Raw genomic sequence first — 26,075 nt, forward strand, 5'->3', positions numbered from 1 at the left:
GCGCGTTATGGTCTCTGGGTGTTGAGTCAGAACCCAAGCTTATCCCGCAGGCTGTAATACCACGCACCCAGAGCGGTCAGCGGAGTCCGCAGAATCTGTCCGCCCGGGAAAGGGTAGTGAGGCAGGCCGGCGAACGCATCGAACCGCTCCGCCTGCCCGCGCAATGCCTCGGCCAGCACCTTGCCTGCCAGGTGTGTATACGTCACGCCGTGACCGCTGCACCCTTGGGAGTAATAGATGTTGTCGCCCAGTCGACCCACCTGCGGCAGGCGCGACAGGGTCAGCAGGAAGTTTCCCGTCCAGGCGTAATCAATCTTCACGTCCTTCAATTGCGGGAACGCCTTGAGCATCTTCGGGCGAATGATTGCTTCGATGTTCGCCGGGTCGCGCGCGCCGTAGACCACGCCACCGCCGAAGATCAGGCGCTTGTCACCCGAGAGCCGGTAGTAATCGAGCAGGTAATTGCAGTCTTCGACGCAGTAGTCCTGGGGCAGCAATGTGCTGGCCAGTTCTTCGCTCAGCGGCTCGGTGGTGATGACCTGCGTGCCGCATGGCATCGATTTCGCGGCCAGCTCCGGCACCAGATTCCCCAGATAGGCGTTGCCGGCAACGATGATGAACTTCGCGCGTACCTTGCCTTGCTCCGTGTACACCACCGGATTGGCACCACGCTCGATGCGAATCGCCGCGGACTGCTCGTAAATCGTACCACCCAGCGACTCCACGGCAGCCGCTTCGCCCAGCGCCAGGTTCAGCGGGTGGATGTGGCCGCCGCTCATGTCGAGCATGCCGCCAATGTACTGATCACAGGCCACCACTTCACGAATGCGTCGCTGATCCATCAATTCCAGCTGAGTGTGGCCGTAACGCTCCCAGAGTTTTTTCTGGGACTCCAGATGGCCCATCTGCTTGTCAGTGATCGCCGCGAATACGCCGCCGTCTTTCAGGTCGCACTGAATTTGATACTGCGCTACGCGCTCGCGGATAATGCGACCGCCTTCGAACGCCATCATGCCCATCAGCTGCGCTTGCTTGGGTCCGACGGTGCGCTCGATCACATCGATATCGCGGCTGTAACTGTTGACGATCTGTCCGCCATTTCGGCCGGACGCGCCGAAGCCGACTTTCGCTGCCTCCAGCACCGTGACCTTGAAACCGTTCTCCAGCAGAAAGAGTGCGCTCGACAGACCGGTGTAGCCGGCGCCGATGACGCACACATCAGTCTCCACTTCACCTTGCAATACCGGACGGGCAGGGGCGGGGTTGGCGGACGCAGCGTAGTACGACTGCGGATATGCGGTGTTGGTCATCCTGGAAGCCCCTGTCTAGTATATTTTACGAATGCGCCAATCCTACCTGAGATGAAAAGCCGCCACCAGCGGGTCGGGAGGATAAAGTGTCCTAAATATGTGCCACTTGCTTAGGGCTTCGGCTAAAAAATCAGAAATTTCAGGGGGTTATCAAAACGGCGCTGTTGACAGGCTGTTGAATATCAGTAGAATGCCCGTCCACAGCAGGCACGTAGCTCAGTTGGTTAGAGCACCACCTTGACATGGTGGGGGTCGTTGGTTCGAGTCCAATCGCGCCTACCAGACAAAATCCGCTCTGCTGGGCGGTATTAAAAAGGGCGACCCGAGTGGGTCGCCCTTTTTGCATTCTGAGTCGCATCAAGCGACGCGCAGTTATTCTGCTTTGCCCCGCGTGATCCGCCCGGCTTTGATCTCGTCGACGTAGGCTCGTAGCCGGTCGGCGTCCTTGTATTGTTGGTTCATCAAGTGGAGCACGGCGACGACGTCGACGTCCTTGACACGTTCAGCCAAACGACTGATTTCGCCCGCCGTGCTTTCCAGATTTGCCGCAATCGCGTTCAGGTCGCGCTTGAGCTCCAGCGCGGATTTCTTCATTCCCACGGTCATCTTCCTCAAAACCGAAAGGGCAGAGCGGATACCGAATCCGCCCTGCTCCTTTTATTAACAGCGCTTTGTAACAGGCGCGTGATGATACGCGACCTGTCGACGGTTTTGAGCTGCCACCATACAGGCGAGATTATCGTCCGGCCAAACGAGCAGATGGCTCTCGGTCTAGCCTCCTGCACCGCCAGCGCTGGAGGCGCCGCCTGACGAGCCTTTCGATCCGCTTCCTGTCGAGCCGCCGCCCGTCGTATCGCCACCGGGCAGGTCGGCATCATTGCTGCCGCCGGTTCCGTTGCTCATGGCGCCCGTATTCATACCACGACGAATACCGGTGGCGGGATCGCCTTTGTCCATGTCAGTCCCTTGCCTTTGAATATCGTTGCCCTGTGTCCTTGGGTCGAGGCCGGTTTGAGACGGCGGAGGACCCATGTCGGGCGAGGTGGAGCCAGCCATGGCCGCCAGTGAAGTAAACGTGAGGGCGCAACCCATCGCCAATGCCGCAATTGATCTGTTCATCAGGTGATCTCCATGTCTTTGGTCCTAACTGCACATTGGTCCTTCGGACTTCAAACATAGTGCCATCATCGCGACCAGCGGCAGTCGCATCTGACGTCCTCACGGTGTGTTCGCGCTGTCCAGCGATGACGGCAACAGTGGCGCGTCACCCAGGCTGCCTTCAATCTGACCCGCCACATAATAAACCCCGGCCAAGACGCCGAACTCCGGGTTGTCGATCAGGCTGCGCTTCTTCTCGTTGAGCGCGGCATAGAGGCTGTTGCGTAACTGCTCTTCCATTTCGGCTCGCTCGTTCTGGTGAGCGATAGCCCCGAACCCCGCCATGCCGGCAGAGATCATCAGCCCAGCGACGCGACCCACCGCTGCAGCAATGGCGCTGGCCGCCCCTCGCGGGGCGAGGCTGGCTTCGAGCTTCTCGCTGGAGTGAATCGCCACCGAAGAAATCCCGGCATCAGGCCGACCGGCGTCGGGTCCATTTGCCGCCTTATGAACCCGGTCGATGAGCGCGAGGTAGGCGGGCATCTTTGCCAGCGGTTCGGCGTGGGTCAACTGATACAGCGTTGCGTTGTCCGTGGAAGGTGGTGCCAGCGTGATGGCGGGAATCGCGTTCAAATGGGCGTCGAACTGCTCGCTCGGAATGTTGTAGCGCTGGGCAATGGGAGGCAGCTGCTGGCCCAGCAGTTGAATGTAGTAGGCCGTCGCCTGAGCGGTGACCGCATCGGGATCGATCTGCTCGGACACCGGGTCGAGCACCCGCTCGTGGTATTGGTCCTGCAGGTAGGCATCCAGCCGTTGCGCCGGTGTCTGCTCACCTTTCTGGCTGCTGACTTTGTACCAGCTGACTTTCACCGTGAGCCACTGCTGGGTCCAGTAGCCCGTAAACCAGGGGATGAAGTCGGACTCGGTACGCTGATAGACGCTGTCCATCCAGCTGTCCATGGTCTGCGTGGCGTAGCGCCGGGCAGGTGCGGTGGCGGTCTTCGACGCGGCCAGTATCTCCTGGTCGACCTGATGCCAGGTCTGGGGCGAAATCTGAACCGCAGCGGGCGCGGCTTTATGGGCGGACGTGCAGCCCGTCAGCATCACCAGCAGCGTAATGATCAGGGCGCGCACGTTCACGATGGCAATCCCTTGGGTGTGACGAGGGCGATGGATCCGACGACGTCGATCAGCGCGTCGCCCTGCGGTTTTTTCAGTATAGGGCGCGAAAAGTGCGGGGTGCCGGATGCACTGTGCGTGCTGTCCTCGCTGGCGGGCATTGGTCGCTGCAAAAAATTCGCATATTCATAGGGTTAGTGTGAAAAAAGACGTTGACAGCTATTTGAATATCCGTAGAATGCCGACCCACAGCAGGCACGTAGCTCAGTTGGTTAGAGCACCACCTTGACATGGTGGGGGTCGTTGGTTCGAGTCCAATCGCGCCTACCAAACAAAATCCGCTCTGCTGGGCGGTCCAAAAAGGGCGAATCGAAAGATTCGCCCTTTTTTGTTGTCCGCCATTTTCTCTCAATGTCTATCTTCCACGTTCAACCGTGCCGGTCCTCTCACGGCTTTTCTGCGGTTCTTACCGCCGGCGGTTCAGAAAAAAAATCCTGATTTTTCAATCTATCGCCTGGACCTTTTGCCACGATGCGCGATCATCAGTGCATGGATATCGAAAGGAGGTGCGTATGTTAAGTCGGTCCCTGACCCTCGCCATTCTGTTTGCCGTGTCCAGCCCGTTGCTGGCGGCGGACAGTGATACCCCGCTGGGCCAAGAGCGGGGCAGGTCTCGTCCGTTGATCATCATTGCCTCGAGTTCGGTGGACCCGACGTTGGTAAGCCTCAAGAAGAGCCTTGAAGAGCCGGCCAATAAAGAGGCTTTCGCTAAGCGCAGCATGGTGCTTTACACGATCGTGAACATGATCGGCCAGCGTAACGGCAAGGACATGGACGCCCAATCGACCATGGCGTTGATTCGTGATCTGAAGCTGGGCGCCCGGTCGGGCGATCAGGCACAGGTGATTCTGGTCGGCAAGGACGGGGAAACCAAGATAGACCACAAGGGCAATATCGATCCCAAGGAAATCTTCAGCACCATTGACCAGATGCCGATGGCCGAGAAGGAAGCCGCCGCGCCTGCGCCCGTTGCGCCCGCCGCCGAACCCAAATCGACAGCCCAGGGTGGGAAACCCGGTAAAGGAGGCAAGGCCGCGCCGGCCGCCCCCGCTGCGCAGCCCGATGATTGATCGGCTGTCAGTCAATGCACCTGCCGGCGCCGCGTTGAGTCTTTGCTGCTAATATCGCTCCTTTTTTATCGAAAGGACTGTCATGAAACACTGGGCGGGAGCTGTAGCGCTGGCAATGCTGGCGGGTTGCATGGGCTTGAATCAGACGCGTTCGGCGGGTCCGGCGCAGGTGTATTCCAGTCAAAAGCCAGCCGCTGCGGTCGCTGAATGCGTCAAAGTGACCTGGGCCAATGTGCAATTGTTCGGTGACGTCGCCGATGTGTTCATGGACAAAGGCAATCCGGGCGAATTCACCGTCTATACCACTGAAGGCGAATACTTCGCTGACGTGATGGGCAAGGGTGCGTCAACGACCATCAATTACTACGCGAAACCGGGCGCCAAGGCCGTCGACCAGCGCGGTGCGGTATTGGCGACCTGCCTGTAATCGACCAATCAGACGCAACAGTACGACGTTCATTCGCGGGGCCATGGCAGGGCGATGCCTGCGTATCGCATGACAGTGTTTCCCGCGAATGAATGTGCTCGTAATGTCATTGGCCGGCAATCGGACCTTCTGATTGGTTACACCGGCTTCCTCACATCGGTGGCGTCACGCCATTCTCTCCCGCGGAGACCGAGACGGCGTTCAATGCACCGTCTTCGGCTTTCTGTGCCTGCAAAACGACTTTCACGCCGGGCTTGAGCAGGCTTCGGTCGGCGGGCACCAGATTGACGATCGGCACGTCATCCGGGATGACAATCTTCTTTTGACCGCCCTTGTAGTTCACCGTGATGGTGCGACCGTTACTCATCACCAGGTCACCCACCGAGCCGTTGGTCATGGTGCTGTCCTTGCCCAGATCGAACGCCCGGTGACCATCGCCTGTGCCGGCCATTTCAGGCGGGAACACATGAACCTCGAGTGCCTTGAGCGTGCCGTCCGGCTGTGGAACCGCCGCTGAGCCGATGTAGCTGCCGGGTTTGATCTCGGACACCTGGGCAAGGGTCACGCCACGGACCTGGGTGTCCTTGGTCAAATTTATCTGCAGGTCCTCACCTCGGTTGCTATGCATCTTGAGCAGGTCTCCTTCGACGGCGGTAATCGCCCCGCGTACCCGAGTCGGCTTGGCATCATCGGCGTTCGAAGGTGCGGCGATCATCAGCGCCGACACCAGCAGGCTTGATACCAGAAAGGTGTCACGCAGTCGTTTGCCAGTGGTTGTTTTCATGGGATCACAGTCCTGTGTGGGTTAACGAGTGCCGAGCTTAGCGCTGCTGGTGAGTGGGGTGGATGACATCACTGTCAGAAATGCTCGACCGCGCCCGTTCGGCGCTCGACAGCATGCGTCGGACTGTCTTCCTTTACATAGATTAATTGCATAGTCATTTAGACTAAAAATGAATTTAAGTAATTAAAAATCAGATGATAGGGTTTTAAGCAGGTCCTGATTCCGTAACGAACGGTTATTAAGGATTTCAGGTGACCGCGCCCATTTCATTCATTTGGTAAAGGAACACCCATGGCCGTATTCGATCATCTGAGCCGCCGCCGTCTGCTGGGGTTGGCGGGCGCTGCACTGGCTTCACCCTTGTTGCTGTCGCTGCCGCGCGGGGTCCTGGCTGCCGATGAGCATGCCGAACATGCGGCCCATGGTGCAGAAGCGTCGGGTGAACCAGCGGGGACGGGAGATTTCATTCGGCTCGACCAGCCTCGTGCCCTCAAGCTCGCCATTAACCTCAATGCGGTGTGCCTCGCGCCGGTGGTGATTGCCCACGGGCAGGGGTTCTTCAAGAAGCACAATCTGGATGTCGAACTGGTGAACTTTGGCAACTCCACAGAAGTGTTGCTGGAGGCCATCGCCACCGGTAAGGCGGATGCAGGCATCGGTATGGCGCTGCGCTGGCTCAAGGCGCTGGAGCAGGGATTCGACGTCAAGCTGACGGCGGGTACGCATGGCGGGTGCCTGCGCTTGCTGAGTGCTGCCAACGGTGGGATCAGCCGGCTGGAAGACCTCAAGGGCAAGGCGATCGGCGTGACCGATATGGCCAGTCCCGACCGCAACTTCTTCTCAATCCTGCTGAAAAAACACGGCGTCGACCCGGTGCGCGATGTCGAGTGGCGGCTGTATCCCTCCGACCTGCTTGGAACGGCCCTTGAGCGAGGTGAAGTGCAGGCCGTCAGCGGCAGTGATCCGTTCATGTACCGGCTGATCAATGCCGGTAAGGCACGGGAGCTGTCGACCAATCTGGTGGAGGAGTACGCCAATCTCAGCTGCTGCGTGGTGGGCGTCACCGGCAAGCTGGCCAGGGACGAAAAGCGCGTAGTGGCTGCCTTGACGCAGGCGATTCTGGAAGCCCACGACTATTCGGTCAAACACCCTGAAGAAGTCGCCAAGGGATTTCAGGCATACGCCCTGAATACGACGACCGAAGAAGTGGTGGCCATTCTTCATGACCACACCCACGGCCATCATGCGGTCGGTGCTGCTTTGACGGCGGAAATCGCGACCTATGTACGGGATCTCAAGACCGTCGAAGTGATCCGTCAGAGCACGGATGCCAATACATTCGCCGGGGAGATCACTGCCGATGTCTTCAGCTGAGTGGGTAGAGGCAGTCACGCCGGTAAAGGCCTCATCGCCGCGTCTTTGGTTGTCAGGGCTGGTGGCTCCGTCGGCCTGGATTACAGCGGCGGCGTTGGTTGCGTGGTGGCCCAATGCGACGCGTCAGTGGCCGATGACGCAGGGATTGGCCAACCTTTGCCTGGGAATCGCCGCGCTGATTATCCTGGCGGTGATGCTAGGTCGATGGTCTGAGCGGCTGGGAAGGCGGATGCGGTCTTACGGCGCCTGGCTGATCGCTTTACCGATTGCGTTGAGCCTGTGGGAGCTGTTCACCGCCAAGCTCGGCTGGTTGCCGGTGCCGTTCTTCGCGCCGCCTCAGGCATTGTTGGACGTCTATGTCGAAGACTGGCCGCGCCTGGCCGACAGCCTGTTGCACTCGGCGATTCTCCTGGGCAGCGGCGTGGCGGTCGGTGCGCTGACCGGGTTTATTGCCGGGGTGGCCATCGGCTGGTCACGCAGCATCGGTTACTGGCTGCACCCGGTGTTGAGAATCCTCGGGCCGGTGCCCTCTACGGCGCTGCTGCCGCTGTGCTTTTTTCTGTTCCCCAGCAGTTGGAGCGCCAGCGTGTTTCTGATTGCCCTGGCGACCTGGTTTCCGGTGACGGTGCTGACCTGGTCCGGGGTATCGAGTGTCGATAAGGCCTACTACGACGTGGCGCGTACGCTGGGCGCAACGCAACGCTTTCTGATCTTCAAGGTGGCAATACCAGCAGCGCTCCCCCACGTGTTCGTCGGGTTGTTCATGGGGTTGGGCGCATCGTTCTCGACGTTGGTGGTGGCGGAGATGATGGGCGTGAAGTCCGGCATTGGCTGGTACCTGCAATGGGCCCAGGGTTGGGCGGCGTACGCCAACATGTATGCGGCGCTCTTACTCATGGCGCTGGCGTGTTCAGGCCTGATTTCCGCATTGTTTTTAATCCGTGACCGGCTACTGGCCTGGCAGCAGGGAGCAATGAAATGGTAAGCACCGCGCGTGCGGCAAGTGCCGGGCAAAGCCCAGGCCTGGCGTTGCACATCGATACACTCAGTCATGGATTTTCCCTGGAGGGGCACCGACTTCCGGTGCTGGAGCACGTATCGCTCGATGTGGCGCCGGGAGAGTTCGTCGCGCTCTTGGGGCCGTCCGGGTGCGGTAAATCCACGCTGTTGAGATTGGTCGCGGGTCTGGAAACGGCTGATCGAGGAACGTTGCAGGCTGACGGCACCGAGATCACGGGCCCCGATCCCAGTCGCGTGGTGGTTTTTCAGGACCCGACCCTCTATCCCTGGCGCAAGGTCTGGGACAACGTTGCCTTGGGCCTTGAAGCCCAAGGGTTACTCAAGACGACGCGAGGGAAGGTCGATCAGGCGCTGGCGAAGGTGGGCCTGAGTGAGTTCGCGCGTGCTTATCCGCGGCAATTGTCGGGCGGGATGGCGCAACGTGTGGCCTTGGCCCGGGCGCTGGTGAACGAGCCGCGCTTGCTGATTCTCGACGAACCGCTGGGCAAGCTCGATTCATTGACGCGCATCGCGATGCAGCAGGAACTGGTCGATCTCTGGCAGCGCCAGGGCTACACCGTGCTGCTGGTGACCCACGATGTCGAAGAGGCGTTGCTGCTGGCCAATCGCGTCATCGTATTCAGCGATCGGCCGGCAACGATCAAGGCTGAGCTCACCATCGAGCGCGACTACCCGCGACACCGGGACGATCCGTATCTGCTGGACTTGCGCAAAGAGATTCTCGGTCTTCTGGGGTTGGGCGAGCGCTGGTAGAAGTCGGCGAGCGCGCTGTTTCGAGTAACAGCGCGCTCGAGGTCTGGAGGGTTACTGCTGCAACGAGATGGCGGTGTTGGCCAGTTTCGGCTGATTGAACATGCTGACCAACACTTCATCAAGCACCGACGACGCGCCCCATGGACGTGGGTCGTTCAGGATCGCGACGACGACCCAGGTGTTGCCGTTGCTGTCGCGGCTGAAGCCGGCAATCGCACGGACGGTATTCAGGGTGCCGGTCTTGATGTGTGCTTCGCCCCGCAAGGCGGTCCGTTTCAGGCGTTTGCGCATGGTGCCGTCCATGCCTGCCAGCGGCAGCGAGCTCATGAACTCTGCCTGATAGGGGCTGTTCCACGCGGCTTGAAGCATCTGCGCCATTTCACGGGCGCTGACCCGCTCGGCGCGAGACAGACCTGAACCGTTTTCCATGACCAGATGCGGCGCGGTGATGCCTTTTTTCGCCAGCCACTGACGAATCACGCGCTGCGCGGCCTTGGCGTCGTCGCCGTCGGCCTCGTTGCGGAACTCCGATCCCAGGCTCAGGAATAGCTGCTGGGCCATGGTGTTGTTACTGAATTTGTTGATGTCGCGAATGATCTCGGCCAAGTCTGGCGAGTAGGCTTTGGCCAGCAACTTTGCGCCGCCAGGCACGACGTCCAGACGGTCCTTGCCGAGGATCGTGCCGCCCAGTTCCTGCCAGATGGCGCGCACGGCGCCGGCGGTGTAGGTCGGATGATCGAGCAGCGACAGATACGTCTGCGAGTTGCAGCCGTCGCCCAGTTGGCCGGACACCGTGACCGTAATGCCGCCATCGGCCTCCGGAACCGGGTTATACAGGACGTCGCCTGTGCACTTGTTCGAGGACAGCGCCTTGACCTGATTATTGATGTGGATCGCGGCAATCGGCGGCTCCACCGACACCAGAATCTTGCCGCCATCGTTGCGGGTCACGAAGCGCAGGGCCTTGAGGTTGACCATCAACGAATCCGGGCGAACCAGAAACGGCTTGTTCTTGTCATTGCCGTCGTCATCGAACACCGGCAATTGCGGCTGAATGAAGTGGCTGCGGTCCAGGACCAGATCACCCGTGATCTGTTGCACACCGTTGGCGCGCAGATCACGCATCAACAGCCAGAGTTTCTCCATGTTCAGCTTCGGATCGCCGCCTCCCTTGAGGTAGAGGTTGCCGCGCAACACGCCATTGCTCAGCGTCCCGTCGGTGTAGAACTCGGTTTTCCACTGATGGGTCGGGCCGAGCATTTCCAGCGCTGCGTACGTGGTCACCAGCTTCATGGTCGAAGCCGGGTTGACCGACACGTCGGCGTTGAACACGGTCGGGGTGCCTGGCCCGGTGACAGGCAACATGACCAGCGACAGGGCGTTGTTATCGAGCTTGCTCGCCTTAATGGCTTCTTGAACCTTGGGAGGCAGTGCGGTGTTGATCGGGGCAGCAGAAACGCAGAATGAAATCGGCAGGAGCAGGGAGGCGAAAAACAGGGGACGCAAAGACTTGATCATTCAATAAAACCCTACTGCGCAAAGGCGGGAACAGATGAGGGGATGGATTCCCTCGTGACGTAAAAAAGGAAGCCGAAAAATGTCGACCCTGAGGGCTGAAACATGGCGACCTGATAAAGCGGCATTATGCCCCAAGCTTTCGTGACTTGCGCCGGGGGACGGCCGTCAAACCCGGCTATTTTTTCAAATGCCACCGGATTGTCACGTTAAAACGCGATTTTCTGTGCTGCGTCATCGGCCGATGACGCGGGTTTCGGGCTTTTGTGCGGCCAAGCTGGTAGAGTGCCGCCCGATATTTTACTTTTGAGGATGTTTCCATGGCGACTAACCGTTCCCGCCGTCTGCGCAAAAAACTATGCGTGGATGAATTCCAGGAGCTGGGTTTTGAACTGAACCTGGATTTCAAAGAGAACCTGGACGATGCGGAGATCGACGCCTTCCTCGACGCCTTCCTGACAGAAGCGATGGATGCCAACGGTCTGGATTACGTCGGCGGCGATGACTTCGGTCTGGTCTGCCTCGCCAAACGTGGCTCGGTCACCGAAGAGCAGCGCGCAATCGTTGAAAGCTGGTTGAAGGCTCGTGAAGAGCTGACCAAGGTTGAAGTCACCCCGCTTCAGGACGCCTGGTACCCGGAAAAGCCAATCAACAAGCCTGCCTGATCGCAGTCGAGTTGTTGAAAAGGGAAGCAGGCGATGAGCCTGCTTTCCTTTTTTACGTTCACTGCTCTGTAAACCGCTTGCTTGTCGGCTGCCGCTGCATCAACAGTCCTTGTTCTAGGGCGGCCATTGCCTTCATCAACGCCTCGATGTGGGCCGAAATGATCGACGCTGAAGCGGCTGCGTCACACGCCTCTTCGAGTCGTTCACACAGATCAATGACGGTGCGTGCGCTGATGATCCGGGCCGCGCCTTTGATCTTGTGCGCGACGTCCTTGATCGCTTCTGTGCTGCCTCGCGCGCTCACTTCGCCCAATTCTTTGACATCGTCCCGACTGCTGGTGATCAGCTGGCTGATCAGGTGCTGAATCATTTCCGGACGGTTACCGGTCAATGCTACGATACTTGCCATGTCGAACGCCGCGACGTCTGGCGTCGGGTGCTGGCTGCCTGGTCTGGCGCCCACCCGAGACAATCGGTCGTTGAGCGCGGTCAGGCTGATCGGTTTGAACAGGCAGTCGTCCATTCCGGCGTCACGGCAGCGCTGCTTCTCCTCAGGCTGCGCGTTGGCGGTAAAGCCGAGCACGGTGCACGGTGCCTGTGTGTGCTCACGCTCATGGGTGCGTATGGCCCGCGTCAGGTCGTAACCATTCATCACCGGCATGTTGCAGTCGACGATCACCAGATCAAAACGGCGGGCCAGCCACCGCTCCAGGCCTTGAGCACCTTGTTCGGCGACATCGCAGCGATGGCCCAGGAAACCCAGCTGCTGGCACAGCAGCAGGCGATTGGCCGGATGATCGTCGACCACCAGAATGTCCAGCGTCGCGCAGGCGCGCTCATCGTTCTCCCGCACGGGTGCGAGATTCGCGACCGGATCGAGCGAGGTCAGTTCGAACATCATTCGAACCTGGGTGCCCTGGCCCGGCTGGCTTTCTAGGGACAGTGTGCCGCCCATCATTTCGCACAGGCTGCGGCAAATGACGAGGCCGAGCCCTGCGCCGGTCCGGGCGAGGTGGCCGCTGTTGTCGGCTTGTGCGAAAGGGGCGAAGAGGCGCAACTGGTCCTCTTCGGTGATGCCGATACCGCTGTCCTGAATGATGACTTCCAGACGGATCTGTTGCTCGTGAGGCGAGTCTTCAACCTGCAGGCTGATGCGGATCTGGCCCTGCTGGGTGAACTTGATGGCGTTGCTGATCAGGTTGGAGAGGATCTGTTTGAAGCGCAGGGGATCGATCAGCACGTCGACGTTGATCCGGCTGTCCAGATCCAGTTGCAACGTCAGGCTCTTTTGACGCGCGAGGCCATCGAACACCCTGACCACCGATTCCACGAGCTGGCGCAGGTTGGCGCGCTCGGGGCTCAAGGTCAGGCGCCCGGATTCGATGCGGGCGATGTCGAGAATGTCGCCGATCAGTTCCAGCAGGTCCTTGGCCGAACTGTAGGCGACCTCAATGGCGGGGCGATCGAGTTGACCTTGATCCGCCCGTTTCAGCGCGAGCTCCAGCATCCCGATGACCGCATTCATCGGCGTGCGTATCTCATGGCTCATGGTGGCTAGAAAGGTGCTTTTGGCGCGATTGGCGTCATCGGCTTGCTGCTTGGCGGTCTGCAATTCCTCGATCAACTGGCGTCGTTCACTGATGTCGATCCAGCCGCCGATGATGCCCTGCACCTTACCCAGCGAGTCGCGAAAAGGCAGGATCCAGTGATAGATGGTCAATGACCGGTCGCCGATGTGCAGTGATCGGTCAAGGATCAGTGGCGTGTCCTGCTCCATGACGGTCTGGTAGTCCGCGACATACTGTCGTGCTTCCTGGGCATCGCTCAGTACGCCATCCAGGATCGTCATTCCGATCACGTCTTCGCGTTTGGCGGAGAACGCGGTCAGGTAGCTTTCGTTGCACATCTGCAGCAGGCCATCGCGGTCGCGCACGTAGATCGGGTGCGGCGTGCCGTTGACCAGTGCGCTCATGAACTCGAACTGGTCGCTCAAAGCACGCTCGGCGCGTTCGCGTTGTTTGATCTGACGGCGCATCCAGGCATTCCAGGCCAGCGAGCCGAACAGCAGAAGGCTGGCGCCGGCGACGATCTGATAGACCAGCAGCTGGTAGTCCTGCCACCCGCCGCGGCCAGGTGGAATGTAGGTCCGCCAACGGTTGTTGATCACCGCGAGGTCTTCGGGGGCGATGCTCGACAGGGCCTTGTCGATAATGGCGCTGAGTTCCGTGGCATTGCGGGAGGTCGCCATGGCGATGCGGGCGGGCTCCTGGCCCACGGTGACGCGCATTTGCAAGGCATCGTGAAGGGCGCGAGAGGACAGGAAATAACTGGCGCTGAAAAGCGAGGTGATCGTGCCTTCCACTCGGCCGTGAGCGAGCATGTCGAGGGCCTGAGCGGGGTTGTCGACTTCCACGGGATAAATACCGGGGTAGGCCTGCTGCAGGTACGGCAGGATCGGGCTGCCCAGGGTCAAGGCGACGCGTTTGCCGTCCAGTTGGTCAAGGTTGGCGGGGCTGGAGGTTTGCTTGCGGGTCACCAGCACGAACGGATTGTCCATGTACGGGCGGCTGAAGTTGAAGCGATTCTCACGCTCGTCGCTCTGGACCATCGCACCGATCAGATCGGCCTGACCCTGACTGAGCCGGTTCATCATGTCGTTCATGCTGGGCGCGTGGGTGACCTCGAATCGCAACCCGGTCCGAAGTCTGATCAGATCGAGCAGGTCGGCGGTCACGCCGCGAAAATTGCCGCTGGCGTCAAAGAAGGTGAGCGGGGCGTAGGCATCATTTATCACCACCCGGATCGTTGGGTGCTGGGCGATCCAGCGCTCTTCACGCTGGGTCAGTTGCAACTTCTGATCGGTCAGCATCAGGTCGCTGCCAGCGCCCCAGCGCTTGGAAATGGCGATGCGCTCCTCAATGGGAATGCCCTTGAGGATCAGGTTCACGATCTCCAGCAACGGGGTGTTGTCGGTCCGCACCGCGAAGCTGAAACCATTGGCTTCGTGCTTGCCGAAATTGGCCATCTGCACGTTGTTGAGGTAACCCTTGTTGATGACGTAGTGCGTAGAGATGGCGTCGCCCAGGAAGACATCGGCCTGATTGAAGGCGACCGCGTTGATCGCGCTCTGAAACGAGGGAAAGGTCTGCAGGCGCGCTTTGGGGTACAGCGCCGCGATCTCTTCGGGGGGCAGGTAGTGATACGCCATGCTCAGCCGCAGGGCGTTGAGACCGTCGGTCAACGGGCGGCTTTCGCCGACGCGCGTCACCAGAACCGGTTGGTCGACCGCATAGGGCGATGACAGCGTGATGTTCTGGTCGGCCGCTTCGTAGCCATTGGCGCTGCCGAGGAGGTCGATCTCGCCGCTCGCCAACGCCTGGATGGCGAGGTCGCGGGATCCATAGCGCAACACCCTGACCGGCAGGTCCAGCGCGCGCCCGAGGATGCCGACGTAATCAGCCGTGAAGCCTTCGTAGTCGTGACCGGTGAGGGTCATGTCGAAAGGGGGGTAGTCCGGTGCTGAGGTGCCCAGAATCAATTCGCGTTTGTTGCGTACCCACTGCCATTGGGTTCGGTCCAGCGTCACGTCCATGTGCGCGGGGTTGGAGCGACTCAGCAGGGTATAGCGTTCGGCCGCAGCGGGGTCGGCCTGGGTTGTGATGCTCAGGCACACAAGTACGGCCGCTATCCAATAGTCCTTTATCCCCTTCGACATCCTGTTTCTCACACTAGCGCGTTGCGTTTTGCCATCTCGATAAGTTCTACCAGAGTCTTGGCTTTGAGTTTTTGCATCAGGCGGGTTTTGTATGTACTCACGGTCTTGTTGCTGAGAAACATGCCCTTGGCGATTTCCTTGTTTGTTCGGCCCTGGGCAAATAACTGCAATACCATCAGTTCGCGGTCATTGACCAGCTTGAAGCGTTCGAGTTCGTTTGGGTCGCCGACTTGTGCGGCGGCGGTGGCGAGCGCCTGGCTCGGAAAATAATTGTAGCCGGAAAGTACCGCTTTCACCGAACTCACAAGTTCAGTGAGGTCTTCCTGCTTGCAGACATAACCGGCGGCGCCCGATTGCATGCAGCGAATGGCGAACAGGCTGGGCGCTTGCGCCGTTAGCACGAGAATCTTTGCGGGAAGGTTCATCGCATTGAAGCGCGACAGCACTTCCAGGCCGTCCAGTTTGGGGATGCTGATATCGAGAATGATGAGGTCTGGCATGCATTCGCGCACCATCTGCATGGCGTCCACACCATTATCGGTCTCGCCGACAATCTCGTAATTTTCGTTTTCCAGCAGCATCCGGATGGCCATGCGAATGACCGGGTGATCGTCAATGATAAAAACTGAGTTCATGATTCAATCCATAACAAGCAGCGAAGAATGCGCGCACCATATCCCAGATGTTCGAAGGCGCACATGAAGAGAAAGGGCCTGCGGTGGTATATGGGAAAGATCCTACAAAAATTACCGCATTGACGTACGTCAATATCCATCGGGCTCATAAATGTTTAAAAAAGTCGAGGTTTTCCAAGCTGAAAAAGTTGTCAGGATAAATATGTTTATTTCGAATAGTCATGATCTCGCTCAGGCGTTTATCGGCGACGCACCATCTAAGCGATTGATTTTTTCACGCTGGAAACCTGTGCGAGATGGCTGCGAACAATTCAGCGTACAAACATAGTCGTTATTCGCAGTTGGGTGCAGTTAAGTGTCCGTGAAATGTTCAAGATGCGTCAGTGATCACCGTCCGTTTGCGCAATGAGTCGCAGGAGTTCCAGCGTGTTCAGTGGCTTGTTCAGGCTGCCCAATAATGGAACGCCTCGCGCCCGGGCCTGGCGTTCGATGTCGGCCAGTTGAGCCGCATCCAGGCCGCTGAGCAGCACGGCATGCTCGATCAATCCTTGCTGGCTGGCCTTCTCCACCAGATCGATACCGCACATGTCCGGCAGGCGCTGGTCGCACAGCAGCAGGTCATAGGGTTTGTCGCTCCGTTCTAGCGCGGCGAGCGCTTCATGGGCATTCAAGGCCGGTGTCAGCAGATAAAGGCCATGGTTGTTGAGCAAAATCTGCAGGGCGATGAGCTGGAACGGGTGATCTTCTACCAGCAGGATTCGCAGGTTGCGTTTGAACATCGGTCTTCCCAGGCTGAGCGACAAACCCTGATCGGGCGCAGCCACGGGGCAGGGCGCTCGACAGGAATGGTTGCGAATGAGGTCGGCGAGCAGGTAATGACTCGAGTCTGCCGGCGTTAACGAGCTGGCGGATTATTCGGCAGAGGTGTGAAGGCGGCGATAGGACGAGTCTGATTGGTGCGTGGGAAACATCCGAAGATTCGGTTTTCTTTTCCGGATGTCATGGAAAGAAAAGCCCGAACTCCTGACGGAATTCGGGCTGCTGAATGATCGGGCTGCTTCGGTCGCGTCGATCCTTGGCGGTTCAGATCGGGCTCGAACGGCCCGTCATCTCGCGAGCCATTTCGCTGGCGTAACTGTCAGTCATGCCTGCGATGAAATCGATGACCCGCAGGAAGGACGTGTGCAGGGGCGCCTTCGGGTCCGGCGCGCTGTTGCCCAACAGATCAAGAATGCGCCGGCTCTTGAAGGACGGGGTATGCCCCCCAAATTGCTCCAGTGCGGCGCCGCAGAACGCGTTCAACAGAATCTCCAGCGTGGTGTAGGCGCCAATCTCGTGCAGGGTCTTGCGTTTGTCCTGGAAGATTTTCTTGCGTGCCATGTCCTTGGCATTCAGAACGCAGCGCTTGGCCGGACCGTGCATATGTTCCACCAGGTCGCCCTGCAAAGTGCCCGCGAGCAACGCATCCTGTTGCTCGACGAAGGCGCGCGCGGCCGCGTTGGTCAGGTGTTCGATCGCTTTGCCGCGCAGGATGGCCAGCTTGCGTCGACGTGAATCACCTGGGCCGAGTTGACGATAGGTCTCGGGCAGATCGTCGCCCACCAGCCCCAGCAGCAGGGACTCCACTTCCGGGTAGGTCAGCAACTCCATCTCCAGCCCGTCCTCAAGGTCAATCAGGGCGTAACAGATGTCGTCGGCGGCCTCCATGAGGTAGACCAGTGGGTGGCGCGCCCAGCGCTGTTCTTCCAGCTGCGGAAGACCGAGTTTGTGAGCGATCTGCTCCAGGATCGGCAACTCGCTCTGATAGCAGCCGAACTTGTGCTTCTTGTACCCCAGAGAGTCGGCGTGTCGGGCCGTCCATGGGTATTTCAGGTACGTGCCCAGTGTCGCGTAGGTCAGGCGGGTGCCCCCTTCGAACTGGTGATATTCGAGTTGAGTCAGGACTCGGAAACCCTGCGCGTTGCCCTCGAAATTGAGGAAGTCGTTGCGCTCCACTTCGCTCATGCCGTCCAGCCAGCCGCGTCCGGCCGCTTGCTTGAACCAGTTGCGAATCGCGTCTTCACCGGAGTGGCCGAACGGTGGGTTGCCGATGTCATGGGCCAGACACGCCGATTGCACGACCATGCCCAGATCGCTTGGCTCGCACCAGTCGGGCAGGGCGCTGCGAAGGGTTTCGCCGACACGCATGCCCAGCGAGCGGCCCACACAGCTGACTTCCAGGGAGTGGGTCAACCGCGTGTGAATGTGGTCATTGCTGGTGACCGGGTGCACCTGGGTCTTACGCCCGAGGCGGCGGAAGGCGCCAGAGAAAATGATCCGGTCGTGGTCCTTGTGGAACGGGCTGCGCCCCAGTTCCTCAGGGCTGTGCAGGGTTTTGCCAAGGCGCTCGCGGGTGAGCAGGGTTTGCCAATCCAAGGCCGGTACTCCATCGGGTGATTACCGGCCTAGCTTCCCGGTTCGTCTACCGGGCTGCAAGCAGAAGATGGTGTCGAGGGCGGGATTAAAACCCTGCCGCGTCGACGTCGATCAGCAACAGGCGCTGTCCGTTATCAAAGAACTGCCCGGCGGTGAGGCAGTACTGGTTGCTGGTGGCGTCGCGGTAGGTGTTGGACAGCGTCAATCGGCGCTCATGCCAACCCTCGGCAAGCAGATGATAGAAGTACGGGCGCCACGACCAGTTATGGCCCAGGTAGCGGGTATCGGCCGTCCACGCCCCATTGCGCCGCTCCAGGTTGGGGGTGAGTTGCGTGCCGTGCCGGTCACACTGATAGAACCGCAGCAACCAGGGGTATTCCTGCACGTCCGGCAAGTCACCCAATGGCGCGTCGCCCTCGGCCCAGGCTTGCAGGCGCAGCATCAGCTGACTGAGCTGTTTGCGCAGGTTCATCAAGCGCTCGCGCTCGACCACTTTCTGCATCACGTAGCGATCGCGCAGTTCGGCGAATCGTTCGACAAACGCGTCGGCCGCAAAGAACTCCATTTCGGCTTGGGCGAAGAGAAAACCCTGCACATAGCGTGAGCCACACTCCAGCGCGAAGTGGAGTTCGGCCTCGGTTTCGACACCCTCGGCGATGATCCAGCAGCCGGTTTTTTCAGCCATCTGAGCCAGCGCTTTAACCACATCGCTGCTGGGTCCACCGCGGGCAGCGGCCTGAAACAGGCGCATGTCCAGCTTGAGAATGTCCGGCTGTAAGGCGAGGACGCGATCAAGCTGCGAGTAGCCGGCGCCGAAGTCGTCGATTGCGATGCGCGCGCCAGCTTCACGGTAACGCGCCACGACGTCACTCAAGCGCTGGCTGTCGCCGCCCAGTTCGGTAATCTCGAAGACAATTCGTTGAGCAGGGATGCCGTGACGCTGTAACTGTTTGAGGCTCGGCAATGGTTGGCCGGGGCGCAGGCGGCTGATCCAGCGAGGTGAAATATTAAGACTCAGGAACCAGTCGTGGGGGACCTCGTGCAAGCGCCCCAAGGCGTTATCCCGGATCAGGCGATCCAGTCGACGCAATTCGGCAGCGGGGCGTTTGGGGTCTGCGAACAGGGGGCCGACCGATTGCAGGCGGCCGTCATCCTGACGCAGGCGTCCCAAGGCTTCTACCCCTGCAATACGGCCTGTGGCGGTATCGATGAACGGCTGAAAGCAAGCTAGCGGTTGCCCATCGATCACATGGCCTCCTCATGAGTGGTTATTGGCTGTGTTGTTCTTGCACCACGCGCGCGACATTGCCAGACGCAACGACGCGCCTTTGTCCGATGTGAACCATTGGACAAAGGCGCGGGTCAGGTTTGTTTGCAAGAATGCAGCCAAAGGGCCAGCTCAAGGACGGCGATTGCGACCCTGAAGGACGAGCCTGATCAGCGGCATGAGGGTGGCGCTGAGTTTAACCAGCCGCGTGACGCTGCCGCTACGCTTGCTCCGCGCACCCTTGCCGGTCAGGAAACCCAGCAGGGAAACGATGCCGACTCCCCACAACGGCGCGTGTTTGATGCCAAGTGAACCGGGAAAGTCGTGGGCCATGCCGCGCATACGGTGCAACGGACGCATCAGCTGGGCCGATTCGTGACGAATCTCCTGGCGGTGCATTTCCATGCGCAGGCGAATCAACGCCTTTCGCAGTTCACGACGATTATGGGTCTGAGGCAATTCAGGCAGGCTCATGGCATCAGTCGCTCGCGGTCATTGGCCAGTTCTTCCAGCGTGGAATGGAAGGGTGAAGACTCATCGAAAATCGCTGCCTTTAAACGCATGGCACAGAACAGTGCGGCAAGCGTATAGAACGCGCACAGGCCGATGATGCCGGCCAGACGGTAGCTGTCCCACACCAGGATCAAAAGCAATGCCGACAGCCCGATGAGCAGCAGAAGGGCGAACACCAACGCCAGCCCGGCGAACAACAACAAGCTGACGGTGCGGGCTTTCTGTTCCTGCAATTCAATGCCGAAAAGCTCGACATGGCTGTGCAGCAGACCCAGAAATGCCGCGCCCAGACGGCGCGGCGAGGACGTGTGATCGGTCTCGGATGGACCTGTTCCCGGCGTCATATCAATCAGCGCCTTGTGGCCAGCAGGCCCAGAAGGAACCCGACACCGGCGGCAATGCCGACGGACTGCCATGGGTTGTTCTGAACGTATTCTTCGGTCGCAACGACCGCTTCCTTCCCGCGCTCGCGAAGGGTTTCTTCGGCAAGGGCCAGCGTTTCGCGGGCGCGCAGCAGACTTTCGTTGATTTGATCGCGCAGTACGTCAGCTTGATCGCCGGCGAGGGAGGCCGTGTGCGCCAGCAGTTTTTCCGTGTCGGCAACCAGTGTCTGGAAGTCTGCCATCAAAATGTCCTGGGCTTTCTCTGCTGATGGGCGAGCCATGGTGTTCTCCGTTGGGGTGGCAATATGGGATTTCGAGTATGGCGCATTACTGAAGGTTCATTCCAATTGCCGTAACTTGTCTGCATCGCGGCTGGTACAGCTTTTGCTGTGGGATGGTGCGCCAGGGAGGCGGCGCGCTCCAAAGAAGAGCGCGCAGTGTCGGCAACGTTGACGAGACGTTGCTTCATCACCTTAAAACCGAGAAAAACATTTAAGCGTTCGATTTTTCTGTCTGCCGTTGTGCACCAAAGCGGGTGGGTTTGGCTTTTTTCTGCTCCGTATTGGTGCTGATTGCGCGATAGGGCAGGGGCGTTGTTCCGCTTTGGTGCTTTTCATTAATTGCAGGCCTGCCCCTCGATGGAAAATGTTCAAAGTGCTGTGGACACCCTCGTCCACAGTACCAATACCCTGTTCATTCTGATCGGCGCTGTGATGGTTCTCGCCATGCACGCCGGTTTCGCCTTTCTTGAAGTCGGCACCGTCCGGCAGAAGAATCAAGTCAACGCACTGTCGAAAATCCTCAGTGATTTTGCGGTGTCGACCCTGGCGTACTTCTTCATTGGCTACTGGATTTCCTACGGCGTGAGCTTCCTGCAGCCTGCAGCGGTCCTGGCCACCGATCACGGTTATAGCCTCGTCAAGTTTTTCTTCCTGCTGACCTTCGCTGCGGCGATCCCCGCGATCATTTCCGGTGGTATCGCCGAGCGTGCGCGGTTCGCCCCGCAATTGTGCGCAACGGTGTTGATCGTGGCGTTTGTCTATCCCTTCTTCGAAGGGATGGTGTGGAATGGCAATTTTGGCCTGCAGTCGTGGTTACGAAACACGTTTGGGGCCAGCTTCCATGATTTCGCCGGCTCCGTGGTGGTGCACGCCATGGGCGGCTGGCTCGCATTGGCGGCGGTGATGTTATTGGGGGCGCGCAACGGCCGTTATCGCGATGGCAAACTGGTCGCGTATCCGCCCTCCAGCATTCCTTTTCTCGCTCTGGGGTCTTGGATTCTCATCGTCGGCTGGTTCGGTTTCAACGTGATGAGCGCCCAGACGCTGGACGGCGTGAGCGGCCTGGTGGCGGTCAACTCATTGATGGCGATGGTGGGCGGCACGGCGGCGGCCTTGCTCGTCGGTCGCAATGACCCCGGGTTCTTGCACAACGGACCGTTGGCAGGTCTGGTGGCGGTCTGCGCGGGTTCCGACCTGATGCACCCGGTCGGCGCCCTGGCCACCGGCGTTATCGCCGGTGCGCTGTTCGTCTGGTGTTTCACGGCCGCGCAGGTGCGCTGGAAAATCGACGATGTGCTGGGCGTCTGGCCGCTGCACGGCCTCTGTGGTGTGTGGGGCGGTATTGCTTGCGGCATCTTTGGCCAGACAGCGCTCGGGGGAATCGGCGGGGTCAGTCTGATCAGTCAACTGATCGGCAGCGCAGTGGGCGTGCTTATCGCGCTGGCAGGCGGGTTCCTTGTTTATGGCGTGATCAAGCTGTGCCTGGGGCTGCGATTGAGTCAGGAGCAGGAGTATTACGGCGCCGACCTGTCGATCCACAAGATCGGTGCCGTCAGCCACGATTGAGGCGTGGTGTTGCCACTTGGCTATGCTTATCCGCGAACGGGTAAGCACGGCCCTGCACAGTGTTGCGCCAGGCGCTTGCCCGTCGACCTTCCTGATTTGTCGCGATCCAGTGGATCGCGTCCGTAGTAGGAGCAGTCGATGGAACGCATTTATTCCCTTCAAGGGCTGAGGGGCGTCGCCGTGTTGGGCGTGGTGCTCTTTCACATGACCGCGGTGGAACACAAATATTCAGGCGGGGACATTCTGTTGCCGCCTTTCCTGGATTTCTTCCAGCTCGGTGTCGATCTGTTCTTTATTGTCAGTGGCTTCGTCATGGTGATCGTCAGCCGGGGGCGGTTCCAGAGCGTTGCCGAGTCAAAGCGTTTTTTGTTCAACCGCGTGTCGCGCATCTACCCGACCTATTGGCTGTATTACGGTCTGACACTGGCGATGCTTCTGGTGCAACCGGGCATGGTCAACAGCACCCACGGCTCGTCGAACCTGCTGATGTCATTCCTGTTGCTGCCCAACGATAAAGTGCTGCTGGTAATGGTGGCCTGGTCGCTGCTGTTCGAGCTGTGGTTCTACTTGGTGTTCACCGGCCTCATGTGCTTTCGCGAACGTTGGCTGCCTGCGTTTCTTGTCGGCTGGGCAGCGGTGCTGCTGACCTTCAATAGCTTGCAGAATTGGCAGGACTACAGCCCGGCCTTGCAAATCATGCTGCACCCCTATGGGCTTGAGTTCATCGCGGGCGTTGCGCTGGCGTTGCTGTTTTACAGTCGTCACAGCGCAAAGATTCCGACGTCGCTCGTCGGTGCTGCGCTGGTTGCCGCGTTGCTGCCGGGTATTGGACTGATTGGCTACTTCCGGTTGTTCGACGGCGTGGGCATGCTGCGGATGTTGGCGGTGAGTGCGGTGTTCGGCACGCTGATCTTGGGGATGGCGCTGTTGGAGCGTCGTCGGCACCTTCGAATGCCTGCTGTTCTGGTCGCGGTGGGGGACATGTCCTATACCGTGTACCTGTCGCATCTGCTGGTGCTGGGTGTGATCGGGCGTGTCTGGCAAATGGTTGGCGCGCGGCCTGACTCGCTGTTGGACAATGTGCTGTTCTCGGCGCTGATGATGACGGCGGTGTTGTGCTACGGCTGGGTCGGCTATCGCTGTTTCGAAAAACCGGTGCTGGACCGCTCCAACGATTTTTCCAGACGGCGCTTCAGGCTCGACGGCATTTCAGGGCGGGCCTAAACTGGCGTTCCCGTGTCTTGCTCGAAGGGTTTCGTCATGCCGCCGGAATGCCAACTGTTCGGTACGCTGGGTTGTCACTTGTGCGAAATCGCCGAGGCTGAGCTGATGCCCTTGGTCGAGCATGGTCTGCTGGTGGAATTGATCGATATCGCGGAAAGCGAAGCCATGAACGATGCCTATGGCCTGCGGATTCCGGTGTTGCGGCGCACTGACACCGGTGCCGAACTGGACTGGCCGTTCGACACCGGGCAGGTGGTGATGTTTTTGCGTTAGGCCAGAACGGCCTTACAGATACTGAGTGTCCACGACCATGGCCTTGGCCACGGCTTCTTTTTGCGCTTCGCTCATGCCATCCCAGACGTGAACCTTGGCGTAGTAGCCAAGGCCTGCGACGACGTAAAGGCTAAGAGTGAACACGATGAACACCGACATGAAGGTCCAGCGGCCGACATCGCGCTCTTCGTCAGAGAACGATTGCGAATAGCTTTCTTCGCTCTCGGCAGTGGTACCGGTGGACAGGCGTTTGATCCATTGAAACAGTTGACCCAGCATGGCGAAACCTCAAAGTTTGAAATAGAAAATCTGTCGTGGGCAGTGCAAGACACCGGGTGTCTCGAGTCTTCAGTGCCGACGTTGCAAGTCCGGCGTGGGCGCATGGCGCGCTGTACAAACGCTGAAAACGAAAAAAGCCCGTCGAGGACGGGCTTTCTTTTTATGAGTTCAGGTCTGGCAGGCGTTTTCGAGGTCGACCTTGAAAAGGGTCGTTTACGTTCGGTTTCGCGCCTGCTTGCCGATTTGGAAACATTTTAGAACAAATCAAATGCAGCATCTACCGCTGTCATGTAGATGTCAGACAACTGGTACGCGATTGCCCTGCGACATTTCGTCACGCGCACGGGTAAGGCCCAGAAACAGACGCTCTCCGGGGTGAAGAAGCTGCCTTGACCGCGTCGCTCGCACAAGCTGGAGACACTGGGTAATAATGCCGCGCTTGTCGCGTCTGCCATCCCGATCCGAGTTGACCATGTCCGAACCCGTTTTCACGCCCGCCCACCGTCAGGCCAGTACCCTTTATTTACCACCGGGACCGTGGCTGACGGTACTCGATTGCCTGTGCGAACGGTTCAGTGCCATCCCACGTGAGCAGTGGCTCGATCGTATTGCCCGTGGCCGCGTGCTGGACGGCGAGGGAAATCCGATTGCAGTGGACTTGGCGTACCGCGAGGGGCTGCGCATTCATTACTTCCGTGAAGTGCCCAACGAAACGCCGATCCCGGTGCAGGAGACGATCCTGTATGCCGATGAGCATCTGGTGGTCGCTGACAAGCCGCACTTTTTGCCGGTGACGCCCGCCGGCGAGTACGTCGAACAGACGCTGCTTCGACGCTTGATCCGCACGCTGGACAACCCGGACCTTGTGCCGCTGCACCGGATCGATCGACACACGGCGGGTCTGGTGTTGTTCTCCGCCAACAAGCAGACCCGTTCGGCTTATCAGGCCTTGTTTCCGACCCGTCAGATCGACAAGCGATACGAGGCCATTGCCCGTGCGCTGCCCGAACTTGAATTCCCGCGGGTGCACAAAAGCCGGCTGGTCGATGGCGAACCGTTCTTCCGCATGCAGGAAGGGGAAGGGCAGAGCAACACCGAAACCCGCATCGAAGTGTGCGAAAAAAATGGCGAATTGTGGCGCTATGGCCTGTACCCGGTGACGGGCAAGAAGCATCAGTTGCGGGTGCACATGGCGGCACTGGGAGCAGGGATCTGTAACGACCCGTTCTATCCCGAGGTGATCAAGGACGCGGCGGATGATTATGACAAACCATTGAAACTCCTGGCTCAGGGCTTGCGGTTTGTCGATCCGGTCAACGGCCAGGAGAGGATTTTCGAGAGCAGGATCACGCTGGATTGGTAAGGGCATCCGGGCATGGCATGGACCCTTCGAGAAGCCGTGTTTTTGTCAGGCACTCAGCATCTGTGGGAGTGCTCGGGCCTGCATATCATCCAGCTCACTGACCGCGACGGCCGTCTGCCGTCAGGCTGACCCGCATCCAGGCAAATTTGCCGCCACGAATCACCAGCACCTGATCCTGAGGAATCTCCAGCAAGGGGACTTCGGCGTCGGGCACCTCAGTCAACAGCGCCAGGCAGCTTCGTAGCACGCCCGCATGAGCCACCAATACGGTATCGCGCTGCAGCGACTTCAGCAGGCTGCCGACGCGTTCAAACACGTGGGGGTAGTTCTCGCCGTCCTTGGGGATGAAATTCAGCGGGTCGGCCTGACGCGCCTCGAAGCGTTCAGGCTGACGCTCGGCAATCTGCTGCCAGTCCATGCCTTCCCACTCACCAAAATTGATTTCAATCAGGCGGTCGTCAGTGCGGTAGTCCGCCACATCCAGGCCCAGTTGCCGGCGAATGATCTCCATGGTCTGTCGGGTTCTGCTCAACGGGCTAGCGATGAAGTCCACGGATGCATCCGCTGGCAACAACCACTTCAGGCAAGTGCCTGACACCACGGCCTGACCCTGGCCGACCTCATTAAGTGGAATGTCCTGGCGACCTTGCAGCAGGCGCCTGGCGTTCCAGTCGGTTTCGCCGTGTCGGATCAGGTAGAGCGTTGGAGCGTTGGGGTCATTGATATGCATTGAAAATTCCGGTCGAGAAAACGGTTTGTTCGTGGGTGTCCAGGGCTGCGTGAATTCTTAACGCAGTTTGCTTGGACAACGTTAATAAATAATAGAAATGATAAAAATTTGAACTGACTATCCCGGATGGGTTGCGCACTAGCGTTGAACCGATGGGCCGGCGACAGGGTCCGTAGATTCGTGCCTGGAAAACAAATCTGATTTGTGGCTCGCGCGCTGTTTGGCGTCGGGCGACA

At 59.3% G+C, this 26,075-nt stretch carries 26 protein-coding genes and 2 tRNA genes; 12 read left to right on the top strand and 16 right to left on the bottom strand.

Annotated elements, in window-relative coordinates:
- Positions 1-26: 26 nt before the first annotated feature.
- Positions 27-1,310 (bottom strand): NAD(P)/FAD-dependent oxidoreductase, encoded by a 1,284-nt coding sequence (locus ABDX87_RS25150; RefSeq protein WP_346830312.1) that lies wholly within the window; start codon positions 1,308-1,310, stop codon positions 27-29.
- 205 nt (positions 1,311-1,515) lie between these two features.
- Here ABDX87_RS25150 and ABDX87_RS25155 point away from each other — a divergent pair.
- Positions 1,516-1,592: transfer RNA gene (locus tag ABDX87_RS25155), tRNA-Val, on the top strand.
- A 90-nt stretch (positions 1,593-1,682) separates the two neighbouring features.
- Here the strand turns inward: ABDX87_RS25155 and ABDX87_RS25160 are convergent.
- The 3 genes from ABDX87_RS25160 to ABDX87_RS25170 all read right to left on the bottom strand — a co-directional run bounded on the left by ABDX87_RS25160 (position 1,683) and on the right by ABDX87_RS25170 (position 3,548).
- Positions 1,683-1,904 carry a hypothetical protein gene (locus ABDX87_RS25160; RefSeq protein WP_431061182.1) on the bottom strand — a complete coding sequence of 74 codons (222 nt, stop codon included), beginning with the start codon at positions 1,902-1,904 and terminating at the stop codon, positions 1,683-1,685.
- A gap of 177 nt (positions 1,905-2,081) precedes the next feature.
- Complete coding sequence (locus ABDX87_RS25165; RefSeq protein WP_346830314.1) at positions 2,082-2,429, bottom strand: hypothetical protein; 348 nt, start codon at positions 2,427-2,429, stop codon at positions 2,082-2,084.
- Positions 2,430-2,528: 99 nt separating this feature from the next.
- Positions 2,529-3,548: a hypothetical protein gene (locus ABDX87_RS25170; protein WP_346830315.1), complete on the bottom strand. Its 1,020-nt coding sequence runs from the start codon at positions 3,546-3,548 to the stop codon at positions 2,529-2,531.
- Between the two features lie 232 nt (positions 3,549-3,780).
- Between ABDX87_RS25170 and ABDX87_RS25175 the strand changes: the two genes are divergently transcribed.
- From ABDX87_RS25175 to ABDX87_RS25185, 3 genes are all read left to right on the top strand, one after another.
- A tRNA-Val gene (locus ABDX87_RS25175) sits at positions 3,781-3,857 on the top strand.
- Between the two features lie 242 nt (positions 3,858-4,099).
- Positions 4,100-4,657: a DUF4174 domain-containing protein gene (locus ABDX87_RS25180; protein WP_346830316.1), complete on the top strand. Its 558-nt coding sequence runs from the start codon at positions 4,100-4,102 to the stop codon at positions 4,655-4,657.
- An 82-nt stretch (positions 4,658-4,739) separates the two neighbouring features.
- Entirely contained in the window at positions 4,740-5,084 is a 345-nt protein-coding gene (locus tag ABDX87_RS25185; RefSeq protein WP_346830317.1) for a 2-oxoacid ferredoxin oxidoreductase, read from the top strand.
- 151 nt (positions 5,085-5,235) lie between these two features.
- Here ABDX87_RS25185 and ABDX87_RS25190 read toward each other — a convergent pair whose 3' ends face one another.
- Positions 5,236-5,868, bottom strand: a complete 633-nt coding sequence (locus ABDX87_RS25190) for a hypothetical protein (protein WP_346830318.1) — start codon at positions 5,866-5,868, stop codon at positions 5,236-5,238.
- Positions 5,869-6,159: 291 nt separating this feature from the next.
- Here ABDX87_RS25190 and ABDX87_RS25195 point away from each other — a divergent pair, with 291 nt between their 5' ends.
- Genes ABDX87_RS25195 through ABDX87_RS25205 form a run of 3 tightly spaced genes read left to right on the top strand, consistent with a single transcriptional unit; the run spans position 6,160 to position 9,015 of the window.
- Positions 6,160-7,242, top strand: a complete 1,083-nt coding sequence (locus ABDX87_RS25195) for an ABC transporter substrate-binding protein (protein ID WP_346830319.1) — start codon at positions 6,160-6,162, stop codon at positions 7,240-7,242.
- Positions 7,229-8,227 (top strand): ABC transporter permease, encoded by a 999-nt coding sequence (locus ABDX87_RS25200; protein ID WP_346830320.1) that lies wholly within the window; start codon positions 7,229-7,231, stop codon positions 8,225-8,227. Before ABDX87_RS25195 ends, ABDX87_RS25200 begins: the two co-directional genes overlap by 14 nt.
- On the top strand, positions 8,221-9,015 hold the full coding sequence (locus ABDX87_RS25205; protein WP_346830321.1) for an ABC transporter ATP-binding protein: 795 nt from the start codon (positions 8,221-8,223) through the stop codon (positions 9,013-9,015). The genes ABDX87_RS25200 and ABDX87_RS25205 overlap by 7 nt, the downstream gene beginning before the upstream one ends.
- 51 nt (positions 9,016-9,066) lie before the next feature.
- On the opposite strand, the gene dacB is transcribed toward ABDX87_RS25205, so the two are convergent.
- Positions 9,067-10,533 (bottom strand): D-alanyl-D-alanine carboxypeptidase/D-alanyl-D-alanine endopeptidase, encoded by a 1,467-nt coding sequence (gene dacB, locus ABDX87_RS25210; protein WP_346830322.1) that lies wholly within the window; start codon positions 10,531-10,533, stop codon positions 9,067-9,069.
- Positions 10,534-10,850: 317 nt separating this feature from the next.
- On the opposite strand from dacB, the gene ABDX87_RS25215 reads away from it, so the two are divergent.
- A complete protein-coding gene (locus ABDX87_RS25215; RefSeq protein ID WP_346830323.1) occupies positions 10,851-11,195 on the top strand; it encodes a YggL family protein in 345 nt (114 codons plus the stop codon).
- Positions 11,196-11,253: 58 nt separating this feature from the next.
- Here the strand turns inward: ABDX87_RS25215 and ABDX87_RS25220 are convergent, their stop codons facing one another.
- From ABDX87_RS25220 to ABDX87_RS25255, 8 genes are all read right to left on the bottom strand, one after another.
- Positions 11,254-14,910 carry a transporter substrate-binding domain-containing protein gene (locus ABDX87_RS25220; RefSeq protein ID WP_346830324.1) on the bottom strand — a complete coding sequence of 1,219 codons (3,657 nt, stop codon included), beginning with the start codon at positions 14,908-14,910 and terminating at the stop codon, positions 11,254-11,256.
- 8 nt (positions 14,911-14,918) lie between these two features.
- Positions 14,919-15,545: a response regulator transcription factor gene (locus ABDX87_RS25225; protein ID WP_346830325.1), complete on the bottom strand. Its 627-nt coding sequence runs from the start codon at positions 15,543-15,545 to the stop codon at positions 14,919-14,921.
- A 380-nt stretch (positions 15,546-15,925) separates the two neighbouring features.
- Positions 15,926-16,324 (bottom strand): response regulator, encoded by a 399-nt coding sequence (locus tag ABDX87_RS25230; protein WP_346830326.1) that lies wholly within the window; start codon positions 16,322-16,324, stop codon positions 15,926-15,928.
- A 304-nt stretch (positions 16,325-16,628) separates the two neighbouring features.
- Positions 16,629-17,960 carry a deoxyguanosinetriphosphate triphosphohydrolase gene (locus ABDX87_RS25235; RefSeq protein ID WP_074753290.1) on the bottom strand — a complete coding sequence of 444 codons (1,332 nt, stop codon included), beginning with the start codon at positions 17,958-17,960 and terminating at the stop codon, positions 16,629-16,631.
- 85 nt (positions 17,961-18,045) lie between these two features.
- On the bottom strand, positions 18,046-19,209 hold the full coding sequence (locus ABDX87_RS25240; RefSeq protein ID WP_346830327.1) for an EAL domain-containing protein: 1,164 nt from the start codon (positions 19,207-19,209) through the stop codon (positions 18,046-18,048).
- 150 nt (positions 19,210-19,359) lie between these two features.
- A complete protein-coding gene (locus ABDX87_RS25245; RefSeq protein ID WP_346830328.1) occupies positions 19,360-19,701 on the bottom strand; it encodes a hypothetical protein in 342 nt (113 codons plus the stop codon).
- A complete protein-coding gene (locus ABDX87_RS25250) occupies positions 19,698-20,084 on the bottom strand; it encodes a phage holin family protein (RefSeq protein WP_346830329.1) in 387 nt (128 codons plus the stop codon). Before ABDX87_RS25250 ends, ABDX87_RS25245 begins: the two co-directional genes overlap by 4 nt.
- Before the next feature lie 5 nt (positions 20,085-20,089).
- The gene (locus ABDX87_RS25255) at positions 20,090-20,404 is read right to left on the bottom strand and encodes a DUF883 family protein (protein ID WP_346830330.1); all 315 of its coding nucleotides are present in this window, start codon (positions 20,402-20,404) and stop codon (positions 20,090-20,092) included.
- A gap of 357 nt (positions 20,405-20,761) precedes the next feature.
- On the opposite strand from ABDX87_RS25255, the gene ABDX87_RS25260 reads away from it, so the two are divergent.
- The 3 genes from ABDX87_RS25260 to ABDX87_RS25270 all read left to right on the top strand — a co-directional run bounded on the left by ABDX87_RS25260 (position 20,762) and on the right by ABDX87_RS25270 (position 23,467).
- Complete coding sequence (locus ABDX87_RS25260; RefSeq protein WP_346830331.1) at positions 20,762-21,970, top strand: ammonium transporter; 1,209 nt, start codon at positions 20,762-20,764, stop codon at positions 21,968-21,970.
- Positions 21,971-22,108: 138 nt separating this feature from the next.
- Complete coding sequence (locus ABDX87_RS25265; RefSeq protein WP_346830332.1) at positions 22,109-23,194, top strand: acyltransferase family protein; 1,086 nt, start codon at positions 22,109-22,111, stop codon at positions 23,192-23,194.
- Between the two features lie 36 nt (positions 23,195-23,230).
- Positions 23,231-23,467, top strand: coding sequence for a glutaredoxin family protein (locus ABDX87_RS25270; RefSeq protein WP_346830333.1), 237 nt, complete (start codon positions 23,231-23,233; stop codon positions 23,465-23,467).
- A 12-nt stretch (positions 23,468-23,479) separates the two neighbouring features.
- Here the strand turns inward: ABDX87_RS25270 and ABDX87_RS25275 are convergent, their stop codons facing one another.
- Positions 23,480-23,746 (bottom strand): hypothetical protein, encoded by a 267-nt coding sequence (locus ABDX87_RS25275; protein WP_346830334.1) that lies wholly within the window; start codon positions 23,744-23,746, stop codon positions 23,480-23,482.
- A 472-nt stretch (positions 23,747-24,218) separates the two neighbouring features.
- On the opposite strand from ABDX87_RS25275, the gene ABDX87_RS25280 reads away from it, so the two are divergent.
- The gene (locus ABDX87_RS25280; RefSeq protein ID WP_346830335.1) at positions 24,219-25,109 is read left to right on the top strand and encodes a pseudouridine synthase; all 891 of its coding nucleotides are present in this window, start codon (positions 24,219-24,221) and stop codon (positions 25,107-25,109) included.
- Between the two features lie 94 nt (positions 25,110-25,203).
- On the opposite strand, the gene ABDX87_RS25285 is transcribed toward ABDX87_RS25280, so the two are convergent.
- A complete protein-coding gene (locus tag ABDX87_RS25285) occupies positions 25,204-25,839 on the bottom strand; it encodes a histidine phosphatase family protein (RefSeq protein WP_346830336.1) in 636 nt (211 codons plus the stop codon).
- Positions 25,840-26,075: the final 236 nt, after the last annotated feature.

The sequence above is a fragment of the Pseudomonas abietaniphila genome, assembly GCF_039697315.1.
Classification (GTDB): Bacteria; Pseudomonadota; Gammaproteobacteria; order Pseudomonadales; family Pseudomonadaceae; genus Aquipseudomonas; species Aquipseudomonas abietaniphila_B.

Excerpts from the sequence above, each read along its gene's own strand:
- ABDX87_RS25150 (WP_346830312.1), bottom strand. The coding sequence starts at position 1,310 with ATGACCAACACCGCATATCCGCAGTCGTACTACGCTGCGTCCGCCAAC.
- ABDX87_RS25160 (WP_431061182.1), bottom strand. The coding sequence starts at position 1,904 with ATGAAGAAATCCGCGCTGGAGCTCAAGCGCGACCTGAACGCGATTGCG.
- ABDX87_RS25165 (WP_346830314.1), bottom strand. The coding sequence starts at position 2,429 with ATGAACAGATCAATTGCGGCATTGGCGATGGGTTGCGCCCTCACGTTT.
- ABDX87_RS25180 (WP_346830316.1), top strand. The coding sequence starts at position 4,100 with ATGTTAAGTCGGTCCCTGACCCTCGCCATTCTGTTTGCCGTGTCCAGC.
- ABDX87_RS25185 (WP_346830317.1), top strand. The coding sequence starts at position 4,740 with ATGAAACACTGGGCGGGAGCTGTAGCGCTGGCAATGCTGGCGGGTTGC.
- ABDX87_RS25190 (WP_346830318.1), bottom strand. The coding sequence starts at position 5,868 with ATGAAAACAACCACTGGCAAACGACTGCGTGACACCTTTCTGGTATCA.
- ABDX87_RS25195 (WP_346830319.1), top strand. The coding sequence starts at position 6,160 with ATGGCCGTATTCGATCATCTGAGCCGCCGCCGTCTGCTGGGGTTGGCG.
- ABDX87_RS25200 (WP_346830320.1), top strand. The coding sequence starts at position 7,229 with ATGTCTTCAGCTGAGTGGGTAGAGGCAGTCACGCCGGTAAAGGCCTCA.
- ABDX87_RS25205 (WP_346830321.1), top strand. The coding sequence starts at position 8,221 with ATGGTAAGCACCGCGCGTGCGGCAAGTGCCGGGCAAAGCCCAGGCCTG.
- dacB (WP_346830322.1), bottom strand. The coding sequence starts at position 10,533 with ATGATCAAGTCTTTGCGTCCCCTGTTTTTCGCCTCCCTGCTCCTGCCG.
- ABDX87_RS25215 (WP_346830323.1), top strand. The coding sequence starts at position 10,851 with ATGGCGACTAACCGTTCCCGCCGTCTGCGCAAAAAACTATGCGTGGAT.
- ABDX87_RS25220 (WP_346830324.1), bottom strand. The coding sequence starts at position 14,910 with ATGTCGAAGGGGATAAAGGACTATTGGATAGCGGCCGTACTTGTGTGC.
- ABDX87_RS25225 (WP_346830325.1), bottom strand. The coding sequence starts at position 15,545 with ATGAACTCAGTTTTTATCATTGACGATCACCCGGTCATTCGCATGGCC.
- ABDX87_RS25230 (WP_346830326.1), bottom strand. The coding sequence starts at position 16,324 with ATGTTCAAACGCAACCTGCGAATCCTGCTGGTAGAAGATCACCCGTTC.
- ABDX87_RS25245 (WP_346830328.1), bottom strand. The coding sequence starts at position 19,701 with ATGAGCCTGCCTGAATTGCCTCAGACCCATAATCGTCGTGAACTGCGA.
- ABDX87_RS25250 (WP_346830329.1), bottom strand. The coding sequence starts at position 20,084 with ATGACGCCGGGAACAGGTCCATCCGAGACCGATCACACGTCCTCGCCG.
- ABDX87_RS25255 (WP_346830330.1), bottom strand. The coding sequence starts at position 20,404 with ATGGCTCGCCCATCAGCAGAGAAAGCCCAGGACATTTTGATGGCAGAC.
- ABDX87_RS25260 (WP_346830331.1), top strand. The coding sequence starts at position 20,762 with ATGGAAAATGTTCAAAGTGCTGTGGACACCCTCGTCCACAGTACCAAT.
- ABDX87_RS25265 (WP_346830332.1), top strand. The coding sequence starts at position 22,109 with ATGGAACGCATTTATTCCCTTCAAGGGCTGAGGGGCGTCGCCGTGTTG.
- ABDX87_RS25270 (WP_346830333.1), top strand. The coding sequence starts at position 23,231 with ATGCCGCCGGAATGCCAACTGTTCGGTACGCTGGGTTGTCACTTGTGC.
- ABDX87_RS25275 (WP_346830334.1), bottom strand. The coding sequence starts at position 23,746 with ATGCTGGGTCAACTGTTTCAATGGATCAAACGCCTGTCCACCGGTACC.
- ABDX87_RS25280 (WP_346830335.1), top strand. The coding sequence starts at position 24,219 with ATGTCCGAACCCGTTTTCACGCCCGCCCACCGTCAGGCCAGTACCCTT.
- ABDX87_RS25285 (WP_346830336.1), bottom strand. The coding sequence starts at position 25,839 with ATGCATATCAATGACCCCAACGCTCCAACGCTCTACCTGATCCGACAC.